Annotated in this window: 15 protein-coding genes; 12 read left to right on the top strand and 3 right to left on the bottom strand. The window is 50.8% G+C overall.

Annotated elements, in window-relative coordinates:
• Positions 1–99 precede the first annotated feature (99 nt).
• The 6 genes from C0V76_RS06985 to C0V76_RS19540 all read left to right on the top strand — a co-directional run bounded on the left by C0V76_RS06985 (position 100) and on the right by C0V76_RS19540 (position 4,278).
• Positions 100–519 (top strand): hypothetical protein, encoded by a 420-nt coding sequence (locus tag C0V76_RS06985; protein WP_101941637.1) that lies wholly within the window; start codon positions 100–102, stop codon positions 517–519.
• Positions 520–1,085: 566 nt separating this feature from the next.
• A complete protein-coding gene (locus tag C0V76_RS06990) occupies positions 1,086–1,379 on the top strand; it encodes a YciI family protein (protein WP_101941638.1) in 294 nt (97 codons plus the stop codon).
• A gap of 111 nt (positions 1,380–1,490) precedes the next feature.
• Entirely contained in the window at positions 1,491–1,949 is a 459-nt protein-coding gene (locus C0V76_RS19535) for a hypothetical protein (protein ID WP_143707366.1), read from the top strand.
• A 129-nt stretch (positions 1,950–2,078) separates the two neighbouring features.
• The gene (locus C0V76_RS06995; RefSeq protein WP_173893974.1) at positions 2,079–3,164 is read left to right on the top strand and encodes a DUF262 domain-containing protein; all 1,086 of its coding nucleotides are present in this window, start codon (positions 2,079–2,081) and stop codon (positions 3,162–3,164) included.
• On the top strand, positions 3,161–3,838 hold the full coding sequence (locus C0V76_RS07000) for an MAE_28990/MAE_18760 family HEPN-like nuclease (protein ID WP_101941639.1): 678 nt from the start codon (positions 3,161–3,163) through the stop codon (positions 3,836–3,838). Before C0V76_RS06995 ends, C0V76_RS07000 begins: the two co-directional genes overlap by 4 nt.
• A gap of 146 nt (positions 3,839–3,984) precedes the next feature.
• Complete coding sequence (locus tag C0V76_RS19540; RefSeq protein WP_143707367.1) at positions 3,985–4,278, top strand: hypothetical protein; 294 nt, start codon at positions 3,985–3,987, stop codon at positions 4,276–4,278.
• Between the two features lie 22 nt (positions 4,279–4,300).
• Here the strand turns inward: C0V76_RS19540 and C0V76_RS07005 are convergent, their stop codons facing one another.
• On the bottom strand, positions 4,301–5,260 hold the full coding sequence (locus C0V76_RS07005) for an IS30 family transposase (RefSeq protein WP_101941640.1): 960 nt from the start codon (positions 5,258–5,260) through the stop codon (positions 4,301–4,303).
• 231 nt (positions 5,261–5,491) lie between these two features.
• Here C0V76_RS07005 and C0V76_RS07010 point away from each other — a divergent pair, with 231 nt between their 5' ends.
• From C0V76_RS07010 to C0V76_RS19545, 6 genes are all read left to right on the top strand, one after another.
• The gene (locus C0V76_RS07010; RefSeq protein ID WP_101941641.1) at positions 5,492–5,719 is read left to right on the top strand and encodes a hypothetical protein; all 228 of its coding nucleotides are present in this window, start codon (positions 5,492–5,494) and stop codon (positions 5,717–5,719) included.
• A gap of 22 nt (positions 5,720–5,741) precedes the next feature.
• Positions 5,742–5,996 (top strand): hypothetical protein, encoded by a 255-nt coding sequence (locus C0V76_RS07015; RefSeq protein ID WP_101941642.1) that lies wholly within the window; start codon positions 5,742–5,744, stop codon positions 5,994–5,996.
• Positions 5,997–6,098: 102 nt separating this feature from the next.
• Positions 6,099–6,476 (top strand): hypothetical protein, encoded by a 378-nt coding sequence (locus C0V76_RS07020; RefSeq protein WP_143707368.1) that lies wholly within the window; start codon positions 6,099–6,101, stop codon positions 6,474–6,476.
• Positions 6,477–7,075: 599 nt separating this feature from the next.
• Positions 7,076–7,606: a hypothetical protein gene (locus tag C0V76_RS07025; RefSeq protein ID WP_101941644.1), complete on the top strand. Its 531-nt coding sequence runs from the start codon at positions 7,076–7,078 to the stop codon at positions 7,604–7,606.
• Positions 7,607–7,696: 90 nt separating this feature from the next.
• Entirely contained in the window at positions 7,697–8,269 is a 573-nt protein-coding gene (locus tag C0V76_RS07030) for a GNAT family N-acetyltransferase (RefSeq protein ID WP_101941645.1), read from the top strand.
• Between the two features lie 91 nt (positions 8,270–8,360).
• Positions 8,361–8,864 carry a hypothetical protein gene (locus C0V76_RS19545; RefSeq protein ID WP_143707369.1) on the top strand — a complete coding sequence of 168 codons (504 nt, stop codon included), beginning with the start codon at positions 8,361–8,363 and terminating at the stop codon, positions 8,862–8,864.
• A gap of 808 nt (positions 8,865–9,672) precedes the next feature.
• On the opposite strand, the gene C0V76_RS07035 is transcribed toward C0V76_RS19545, so the two are convergent.
• Both C0V76_RS07035 and C0V76_RS07040 read right to left on the bottom strand, forming a co-directional pair.
• Positions 9,673–9,888, bottom strand: coding sequence for a hypothetical protein (locus C0V76_RS07035; protein ID WP_101941646.1), 216 nt, complete (start codon positions 9,886–9,888; stop codon positions 9,673–9,675).
• A 527-nt stretch (positions 9,889–10,415) separates the two neighbouring features.
• Positions 10,416–10,760, bottom strand: a complete 345-nt coding sequence (locus C0V76_RS07040) for a hypothetical protein (RefSeq protein WP_101941647.1) — start codon at positions 10,758–10,760, stop codon at positions 10,416–10,418.
• Between the last annotated feature and the right edge of the window lie 103 nt (positions 10,761–10,863).

Genomic DNA, 10,863 nt, shown 5'->3' on the forward strand with positions numbered 1-10,863 from the left:
TTCTGTTAATGCTGTACAAAATTACAGCATAGAGCCGGAAACTCAATCTACAAGCCATTCTTCGCTGGTCGGTCGCGCCATGATAGGGAGCACGCGCCGATGATAGGCAGCAAAACTGATCCCTATAACAAGTTAGACGCTATGACAACTCAACCATTTGACTTTGCGGCGTCCCGTAGAAAAGAAGCGGAGTTTGATTCCCTCATCGATCCTGTAGTGAAGAACATTGCCAAGGAGATGAGTTTGTTGTCGGGCGGTTTGAAGGTCTGGGGCAGCCATTTCGGGGCCACAGGAATTGATCCGAAACATCTCTTCGTCTATTTCGTGCTTCCAACTCGCGCCGATGTCATCAGCCTCACAGAAGCAGGGAAATTCAAAATCGTTAGATCTTCGCTGCTCACTAAGCTCGAAGAGTGCGGCTACCCAGTGGCTGCACTGCAAGATGATTGGTTGGGCGTGTTCAGCGAGCAAGAGTGTAAGGAAGAAGCAAATGGAAATTGGTATTACTTCTTCAAGTAGCGAAAAAGCGTCTAACCCTGCAATCGAGAGGGACGTCCGCAAGCTGGCGCTTGCGGTTCCCTCCGCCTGCGGCTCCGGCCGCCCCTCATCTCCACGTTAGACGGCAAAGGAACTCAGTGAGCGACCCATATTGTCCTTTCGCGATACGCCAGGTTTTTGCCGTTGGTACGCGGGTTTTCATTTCGGGCGTCTGCGGGGGCTACCGCAATGATTCAGAAGGCGTTATTTCGAGCGATCCGGAGCCCGTTCAAACAATGCAGGGTGAAGATTTTTTCTATTGGGTGCAGTTCGACACTCCGCAACATGACCTAAGTAACGATGGCCCGTATTCAAAAGCGCAAATACTTAGTCGGTGCCTCACACATGCCGTCTAACCCTTCCGTCGAGAGGGACCGCCCACAAGCTGCGCTTGTGGGTTCCCTTCGCGGCTTTGCCGCTACGGCGGCCCCTCACGTCAAACGTTAGACGTCTCTCCCAAACAACCCACATGGCCAATCGCTGCAGAGTTTCTTCGTGTCCTTGCACCGGCTGCGATTAATCATCGAAAACTTACTGCGGTTCTACACATGCGCTTTGTAGCCATATTCGAAGATGATCCACAAATGCAGGCCGTACGCGCCGCAATCGAGCCTGCTCACCTTTCATTCTTGGAAGCCAACCGAACTGAGATTCCAATGGCTGGTGGATTAAAGAATGAACAAGACGGTTCGTACGTTGGTGGGCTTTGGGTTCTAACAGTACAAAGCAAAGCCCGCGCAATTGAACTCATCGAAAGTGATCCGTACTACATCTCACACCCACGGAAATACCGTCTCCTTGCATGGGGTAAAGCATTGCCGCAGTATCAAGTCACACTATGAACGCGCAGACGTCTAACCCTGCAGTCGAGAGGGACAGCCAACAAGCTGCGCTTGTTGGTTCCCTCCGTGCTTCGCACTCCGGCTGCCCCTCACTTCCACGTTAGGTTCCGCATGGTTCTATACGACACAAGCGCCCTTAGCCAGAAACTAAATGAAATTCCTTGGGATGCGCTCTCCACTGCTTACGGCAATGCCGCTGATATTCCTTTGGAAATCGAGCGCCTTTTCTCTCATGATTCTTCTATTGCAAAGGAGGCCTCCCATAAACTCTGGTGCGGGTTGTGTCATCAGCACGCGTTTGTTTCCTCTGCTGCCTTACCTGCGCTCCCTTTCTTATTGATGGCGCTCAATCAAGCGTCCGATGGCTTGAGAATTGACATACTTGACATACTTGCCGGGTTTGCCAAATGCTCAAAACATCAGCTCTCTGAAAATTGGGTACTCAAGCTCCGAGAAGAGTTAGTCAACGAAATGCAACTATTTGAAAGGTTGTCAAAGTCAGAAAATTCTGATGTGGCTGAATTTTCTATATGGGTATGCGAGGAGCTTTCCGATAATGATCAAACCTAACCCGGCGCTCAACCTCGCTCCTTGCAGTCGCTGGACGCTGCGCGATAAAGCTGCGCAGCGCCGGTTAGCTCTACGTTGGGGCACACGGCACAATACTCAACTCATCAACAATACAACTAAAGGGAAATCATGCTGACAAACGGCCAGATCACAGAACTTGAGAATCAGATTACCGAGGAAAAGAAGACAGTAGATTTTGATACTCGCGAATTTACGATCGAATTTCTTGTTCAGAAATATCTAAACAAAATTGATTCAGATGAAAATGACATTTTTGTGCCGGAGTATCAAAGAGAATTCGTTTGGGATGATTCGAGGCAGTCAAAACTCATTGAATCAATTGTTCTGGGCTTGCCAATCCCAATTATATTCTTGGCTGAGGACACAAACGGCCGGCTGGAAATTGTTGATGGCTCCCAGCGCATTCGAACCCTTGCGGCTTTCGTCTCAAATGAGTTGATACTTGATGACTTAGACAAGCTCACACGCCTGAATGGATTGCAGTACAAGGATCTTCCAGAGTCGAGGCGAAGAAAGATCAACAACACCCCGATCCGCATGATCGTGCTGTCGGAATCAGCAACTGAGGACGTCAGGAACGATCTCTTTGAGAGGATTAATCGAGGAAGCGACCTCTTGCGTAACATGGAAAAAAGAAAAGGGATATATCGAGGTCCGTTCAACAAGTTTATTTACGATTCATGCGCAAAAAATGCTACTTTGGTGAAACTAGCGCCATTGGCGAAATCCGTAGAGAATCGCCAAGAACTTGAAGAATTAATTCTTAGATTTTTCGCATTGATCGATCAATATCCCAACTTCAAGACTCATCGAAGCGGCATTGGCTCGGTTCTGGACGAATACATTGACGAACGGAATCTCAGCTTCAATGCAGCTGAGGAAGCAGTCAAGAAAGCTGACTTTGAGCGGATGCTTTCATTCGTCGAAAAAGCATTCCCCTTTGGCTTCGTGAAAGGGCGAGGACAGTTTGTGTCTCGGGTATTTTTTGAAGCCGTTTCGGTTGGTGTGCACTTGGCTCTTAAGGAAAATCCGAACCTAACACCAAGAGCGGTAGATGTAGCGAAATGGTTGAAGAACGAAACGTTCCACTCAATCGTGTCCGGAAAGTACAAGACACACGCTCCTCAGAAAATTAAGCAGAGAGTCGATTTCGTGAAGTCGCAGGTCTTAAGTACGCCAGGAGTCGACGTGTGAGAGGCATCCAGGCCCATATTATTGAACGAAAGGCAGAGGCACAGACTCTTCTGGAATTGATTGACGAAGTAATCGCGCGACCAAACTCAGTTGTCAAAGCTGCGGTGCTTAAGTCCAGTCATGTCTTAGTGCTCTATAACGCGATCGAAGCTACTGCGACAGAAATACTCGAACGCATACATGAAATAATTTCTCAGGAAAAATATTCTGATCTGAGTCCAGAACTACGAAAGCTCTGGACCGAGTTCTTTTTTTGCAAACAAGCAGAGAAAAGAAGGTTTGATAATTTGGAGGCAACAGTACGAGGAGATGCGCGCTTTCCACAGTTGAAAGATTTTCTTGACCACATAAACCTCTACTCTGGCAATTTAGATGCTCGGGCAATTAATCAGGTTCTAAAGAGATATGGACTCGGAGTCATCTCAACTCCTAATCAGCACAAACTTCTAGAGATAAAGAACAAGAGAAACCGTATAGCTCATGGCGAAGAAATGTTTAAGGAAGCATGCCGCCATTTAACGGCCAAAGAATTGAAATCATTTCAGGATGCTTGCTTCGATGTAATCGATAGCCTTTTAGAACAGGCGAACGAATATGTATCTACTCGGAAATACAAAGCAACAGTCATCAATGGTGTGCCCCAACCCAGCGGTCCACCGGACGCTACGCGGTAAAGCCGCGCAGCGCCGGTGACCTCCACGTTAGCGATTACATTCGAGTTATGCATATTTTAATTTCCGTATTACTTGTTTTCCTTCTTGGCGCGTGCGCGATCTCGTCGAAATCCTCTTCGGTTCTCGCGGAGCCTACACCCGGCTTCGTGTTTGCAATTATTGAAGATAAAGTTATGCCAATTGAGCGGGGAAGTAAGTATGAAGATCCGCTTGATGCCGTCCTGAAAAAATCAAATTTAGGCGAAGTCACAGGTGGGGGAAGCCTGCAAGCGGCCAACGGGGAGATTAAATGGGTTGGGGTTGATATTGAAGTTACGGATATCCACAAGGCCATTCCCCTTATTACGAAAACGTTCCGAGAGATTGGCGCCCCAAGGGGTAGTCGTCTCGAATATAAGATCAATGGAAACGAAGTTGTTACACCTATCCATGATCCGTAGTCTCAACGTTGAAGTGCAACGATCATTTGGAACCATGATAAATCTCCTTCGGCGTTTTGAATTGATGTCTTTTGCGAGGTCGAGTATTTAATTCGTTAGCAATCCAATCGCACTGTTTCTGCGTGAGCGTGCTCATGCAAATGCCCTTGGGTAGATATTGGCGAATCAATCCATTCAGGTTTTCGTTGGCGCCGCGCTCCCACGAGTGGTACGGAGTCGCAAAGTAGCAAGTGAGAGGAAAGCGAGCTTCGAGTGTCTTGTAGTCATGGAACTCGGTGCCGTTGTCCAAGGTGAGTGTGTGGAATCGACCGGCCTGCTCGGTCAGCGCCAGGCTGGCTGCGCGGGTCACTTGTTCGGTCGTGCGGGCGCTGAGTTTCTTGATTACCGCATAACCAGTTTTACGTTCCAGCAAGGTGAGAATGCAGTGGTGCTTGTCCTGCCCGATGACCGTGTCACCTTCCCAATGCCCGACCTGCAGGCGCTGTTCGATGTCTTCGCTACGCTCGCTGATATGGCGCTTGCCCGCCAGAACGCCCCGCGAATCCTTGCTGTTGTAACGCTTGCGCCGCAGCTTGGGCATGATCCGCATGCATTTGAAGAGCGAGCCCCCCGCCTTCTTGTCGCGCAGGATGTGGCGGTAGATCGCTTCGTGGCTGATGTTCCATGCACCGCTCGCGCGCAAGCTTCCGCTGATTTGCTCCGGGCTCCACTTCTGTCGAAGCAACGATTCGACAGTCTGCCATTGAGCCGGGCTGAACCAGGAGCGCCGGCGCGCTCTTCTGCGCCGCGCGCTGGCGTACTTATGCGCCTTTTCGGCTCGGTAGCGTCCGTCATGGGTGGTGCTGTTCCGCCGCAGTTCCCGGCTGATCGTGCTGGGCGAGCGCCCCATTTGGCGGGCTATCTCGGCTTGCGAGAGGCCTACACGCTGCAGTCCCGTAATGCTGTATCGTTCCTCTCGGGTGAGCTGGTGATACTTATTCATCGATGCTTCCTTTTTCTTGGCGGGAAATGGAAGCTCTCAGTATCTCTGCTCGCCCGCCTATTTCAGGGAGCGTTGCACTTCGTTTGTGAATCCGCGATCGCTAACAATTCCGTCGAGAGGGACCGCCCACAAGCTGCGCTTGCGGGTTCCCTTCGCGGCTTCGCCGCTACGGCGGCCCCTCACGTCAAACGTTAGCCTCAACCCGTCATCACTATGAAAATATTCGGTTACATGAAGACTCAAGCAGAACCGGAGCATATTGTTCCTGCGGAACTGGCAGAGATCACGTTGAGTGCCACGCCGACCGAACTGCGACGTATGGGTGAGTTCTTTGCCTCTTGCGCGGCGGAAATGGAGCGTATGGGTGATGTCTATGACCATGTTCACTTGGGCGACCGAATGAAGGAGTTCGATACCTCATCTCCTCATTTCGTCGTTACTAGAGGCGAAGTCGCGTGACCCCTAACGGCTCGGCGCCTTCATGATCTCTAGTCGCACCGCCGGGCTCGGAATGATTGTTATCGGGTGTTCAATTTATTTGGGCGGCCTAGTGGAACTGTTCTCGGGCCAGCTTATTTTTACCGGTAACGGCAAACATCCATGGTTTGATGGTTTCTTTACTTTCCTATTAGGAAAGTATGCATTTGCCGGGGCAGCCTTCTTTGCATTCTGCGTCGCTTCGTTCTTTGTTCTGTTTGGTGTTCGTCTCCTCCGGAAGCACCTTCGCCATGAGTAGCTGCAAGTCGGCTAACCCGGCAGTCGAGAGGGACGTCCAAAAGCTGCGCTTTTGGTTCCCTACGCTTCGCTCCGGCCGCCCCTCACTTCTACGTTAGACGCTATGACAACTCAACCATTTGACTTTGCGGCGTCCCGTAGAAAAGAAGCGGAGTTTGATTCCCTCATCGATCCTGTAGTGAAGAACATTGCCAAGGAGATGAGTTTGTTGTCGGGCGGTTTGAAGGTCTGGGGCAGCCATTTCGGGGCCACAGGAATTGATCCGAAACATCTCTTCGTCTATTTCGTGCTTCCAACTCGCGCCGATGTCATCAGCCTCACAGAAGCAGGGAAATTCAAAATCGTTAGATCTTCGCTGCTCACTAAGCTCGAAGAGTGCGGCTACCCAGTGGCTGCACTGCAAGATGATTGGTTGGGCGTGTTCAGCGAGCAAGAGTGTAAGGAAGAAGCAAATGGAAATTGGTATTACTTCTTCAAGTAGCGAAAAAGCGTCTAACCCTGCAATCGAGAGGGACGTCCGCAAGCTGGCGCTTGCGGTTCCCTCCGCCTGCGGCTCCGGCCGCCCCTCATCTCCACGTTAGAGCTCATTCATCGCAATGCCACAGGATTACTTGTTGGCCCCAGAGCTACCGCGCATCGAGTGCGACTTTAATGCTGTGGGCCTGAGCGATGAACCGAACGACAATTGTTTTTACTCGTTCCACCGAAACCAAGTCACTCTCCTTGATTCACTCGTCGGCTCAAAAGTGATTTTGTACGCCAACGATTCCCTGTCTGAAATCACTGCATGCGAAGCATGGATTGAGGCCTATCACAGTGGCTGGCGAGGAGAGCCGGATCAGGCTTTCCTGTTTTGCGGCTTTCGAGCGCGTCCGATAGAAGGAAGTTGGTACAGTGGGCCGGTGGCGAGTCTAGGAGAAGTCCAATGAAAGAAAGCCGGGTCATTGGTATATTTCGCCTCAAAGAGAGTGCCCAGCGCTCTAACTATTCCGTCGAGAGGGACCGCCTGCAGGCTGCGCTTGCAGGTTCCCTTCGCGGCTTCGCCGCTACGGCGGCCCCTCACGTCAAACGTTAGCCCGCATGAAAAAGTACACCGTACCAACGCTGCTGTGTGGAGCCCTCCTGTTGCTGTCCATGTTGTCGCGCGCGCTTCTTGAATGGCCGACCTTTGTTACGTACTTTCCACGCTTAATGTGGATACACGTGGCGATCATTGCGCTCGGTTTTTACGGCCTTTGGGTCCAACGCAAGGCTGCTGGTGCCCGTTTTGGTAGCTTCCGGCTATTCTTTCGAGGCCTGCCGATTTGGCTGGCAACACTGGCGCTGCCAGTAATGCTTGTGGTCGTGCCTCTTCTCAACATGCCTTCAGCGGATTGGGGTACAACGCCCGATGGCCAGCCAGTGAATCACAAGTCCTGGGTTGAGGAGAATGGCAAACACTATGTCGTTCTCAATCGCACGACCAAAGTTGAAATATCCGACGCCGAGTCTTTGGCTTCAAATCGCGAAATGTTCGTTTTCTTCTCTTCCGGCTGGATATTCTTCTCTTACTTGCTCTTTGTGCTCTGGCATTACAACCGCAGAAGGGAAGATGCGGCCAATGCGGGCTAACCCGGCAGTCGAGCGGGACGGCCACAAGCTACGCTTGTGGTTCCCTACGCTTCGCTCCGGCCGCCCCTCACTTCTACGTTAGGTTTCAGTATGTCCGACCTGCCGCCATTTCCAACACTAAAAACAGATCGCTTAGTTTTGCGTGAGATTGTGGAAGAAGATTCGCCTACACTTTTTTCAATTTACGGCGATGCAGATCTAATGCGTTGGCTTGGTGTTGATCCACTTCCTAATCAAGAGGCTGTTTCTCATCTTGTGAAAATATTTTCAAGTTGGCGAAACATCCCCAACCCTGGCTTTTACTGGGGAATTCAACAAAAAGACACCAACGCTTTGATTGGAACGATCGGCCTTTTTGCATGGAATAGAAGTTGGAAAAAATGTTCTATCGGATACGAACTAGCCCATTCGGCTCAAGGCAAAGGGTTCATGCAAGAAGCACTTGTAGCTACCCTTTCTTGGGGATTTCGCGAGATGGAGCTAAACCGCGTAGAAGCACAAGTACATCCGAACAATCTGGCGTCACTCAAGTCGGTACGCCGCCAAGGTTTCGTTGAAGAGGGGTGTCTTCGAAAAGTTGGGTTTTGGGGAGGCTGTTTTCATGACTTACTTCAGTTTTCACTTCTTAGTACTGAATGGGAGTGTCTTCGTGCACAAACCTAACCCGGCAGTCGAGAGGGACGGCCACAAGCTGCGCTTGTGGTTCCCTACGCTTCGCTCCGGCCGCCCCTCACTTCTACGTTAGCGCAAACCAATGACTCGCGTACTACCACTGCTGACCCTAATTTGTATGTCTGGTTCTGCATTCGCTGATTGGGGAGTGAACGGCGTGGCGATCCAGTGTGATCGACAAACGAATACGTTTGTTATTGCTCCCGTTATTGAGCTTAGTGAGCCCAGCAAAGGTGCAATTGACGTTGAGCCTGGATTTCAGCGTTTGAGTGAAGGAACACACAAGGTCGTATGCAATATCCACGGTTTACACATTCAAGCGAAAATTCGAGTTTTTGGCCCTTCTCCCAAAGGCATGTGCATGGGAGGCGGATATGTTGACATCCGTGCTTTACAGGCAGGGACGTCAAAAATTATTCCCGATGTGAAGCCATTCAATTGGGTTTGTACTGATCCAACATTGATTCGGATAACTATCAAAAACACCGGAAAAGAACCACCAAAATCCGAACTCTGCACAGCAGATAATTGGGAATGGGACGAAGGATTCTCGGGGGTTCGCTGTGAATCGCGCTCGTTGCGCTAACAATTCCGTCGAGAGGGACGGCCCAAAGCTGCGCTTTGGATTCCCTCCGCCTGCGGCTCCGGCCGCCCCTCACGTCAAACGTTGAACGTCTGCTTCCCAAGAATCCGACCGCCCGCAATGGGTCGGGAGTGTGAATTCGACGGATCGCGGATGAACGTTTGCGACGTTCGACGCTCAGCGGCAGCTAAGTGCTCGAGAGCAGACCACCCAGGCCTACTTGTCGAATGACTGTTCTGGCCGAGTAGTACTCACTCAACCCATGTCCTGAATAACGGCTTTGCTCAGGAACACGAGGCCAATGGCTTGATACTTCTACCTGTTGCAGCAAGGGCTCGACCGACTTTATCGCAACCCAGAAAATTCCAAAGACATATAAAGACAAGTCCGACAGACTTTTCAAACTGTTTCAAAAGATCTCAGATGCATGTAAAATCAGTGACTTATAAACAAAAACTCCGACAGACTTTATTCTTCGTTATCAAAGATGTTAGGTAGGAATAAAGTCTGTCGGGCTGAAATAAAGTCTGTCGGACTTTACACCCCCCAAAAAAAAGCCCTCCGTATCTGTGCCGAGGGCTTTTTCGTTTGACCTTACCTTAAGTGTTTCGCTTACAGCCAAGCCAAAGCTTCAGGCGGGATTACCGCCAAAATTACTATCACAACCGTAGGTGCTTACGTCCGCTTCCGACCCGGAGCGGACGATCAGATTATTTGAAAGCGGACGTTTGAACGTAGAGGTGAGGGGCAGCCGGAGCGAAGCGGAGGGAACCACAAGCGCAGCTTGTGGCTGTCCCTCTCGACTGCCGTGTTAGGCGCCACTTGAACGCTCCGCCGCCCTGGCTTTAGCAATTGCTGCCCAGGTTGCATCGTCTGGGGCCAATTCTGGATATGCAGCAATGGCGGGATTAATAATCTCTGTGACTACCTCACCCATCGCTCGACCAAATGCACGCTTGATGTTTGCCTGCTCCTGCGGCGCAAGACCAACAATTGCCTTAGCCAATGCGTCATTCAGTGCAGCCATCGCATCAATTCCGCCATCGCGCACTAGCTGAGCGCATAAGAGTGTTGGTGGGGTCATTGGGATGCCTAACATTTGACGTGAGGGGCCGCCGCAGCGGCGAAGCCGCGAAGGGAAGGGTTAGGTTTTTGTGACGCCACGCACAACGGAGCTTGGTGAGTTTTGGAATTTCCCATTGGATGAGAAGACATTTCCATTTACGACACTTCAAAGCTCAATAACTCCTTCATTTAAGACATCGCCGCCAATCATTCCCGATATGACAGCAATCCCGCCTCGTTGAATAGTAAGGTTTTTCTGAAAATGCCATTAAACCTCAGCGAACCAATGGAAGTCACGGTGATTGACCCCGTTACCATTCCGTTCAGTTCCAAAGGTCCATCAACAACGACGTCTCCTTCGATTTTCCCTTTTCGGAATTCATTACGCTCGTCCTTTATGGTGAAACCTAACGTGGAAGTGAGGGGCAGCCGGAGCGAAGCGCAGGGAACCACAAGCGCAGCTTGTGGCTGTCCCTCTCGACTGTAGTGTTAGAGCGCCCGCAGCACAGAGACATGAGCTTGCACGGCCTTCGCAGTAATTGGGCCATCTACAAACGGAGTGGACAGTTGCTGTAACACGTACCACATAGGTTCGTAATAGTCGGACACGCTGTCATTCTCGCAGCCCAGAACACAAAACTCGTCTTGCTGTAAGACCCAGTCAGCCCATTGCTGTAGTTGCTTTTCGCTGATTGTGCCCTCGATGTATTGCCCGAGGACAGGAAGTAGATCCCGCGGCTGAATATGAACCGCGACCGAATCCGTAACAGTGGGCACGTCGCGCCAAGGAATTTCACCTCTTAGTGCAAGCAACAATGTTTCGATTCGAGTCATGCGCTTTAACGTTTGACGTGAGGGGCCGCCGTAGCGGCGAAGCCGCGAAGGGAACCAACAAGCGCAGCTTGTGGGCGGTCCCTCTCGACGGAATGGTTAGCGA

This window comes from Uliginosibacterium sp. TH139 (assembly GCF_002855595.1).
GTDB lineage: Bacteria > Pseudomonadota > Gammaproteobacteria > Burkholderiales > Rhodocyclaceae > Uliginosibacterium > Uliginosibacterium aquaticum.